At 58.8% G+C, this 345-nt stretch carries 1 protein-coding gene; it reads left to right on the top strand.

Annotation, left to right across the window (positions count from 1 at the left end):
- On the top strand, positions 1-345 hold a 345-nt coding region (locus tag HY29_RS19490; RefSeq protein WP_162176764.1), incomplete at both ends, for an MBG domain-containing protein.

Below are 345 nucleotides of genomic sequence, written 5' to 3'. Positions count from 1 at the left end.
GCAGCGGCGTGCTTACCGCATCAGGCACTGGTCGTGCGATGGATCTTGCCGCGCTGAACGGGAAGGTGATCAATCTCGCCGGCGATAGCGGGCTGGTTCTGTCGGGCGGTGGCTATCGCGGTTTCTATGCAGATACGCCTGCCGATGTGGACAGTAGCGTGCTGGGATCTTATCTGCGTCGCTACAATGTCACCGATAACGCAGCCTATGATGCCCTCGATCCGGGCGCCAATTTCGTGGCGTTCCGCTATGCACCGATACTGACGATTACGGCAGATGACGCCAGCCGTGCCTATGGCGAGGACAATCCGACGTTCACGTATCGTATTTCCGGGTTTGAGACGG

It is taken from the genome of Hyphomonas beringensis, assembly GCF_000682755.1.
GTDB lineage: Bacteria > Pseudomonadota > Alphaproteobacteria > Caulobacterales > Hyphomonadaceae > Hyphomonas > Hyphomonas beringensis.
Note: the sequence above shows the minus strand (reverse complement) of the source record. Positions and strands in the feature narration are given on the sequence as shown.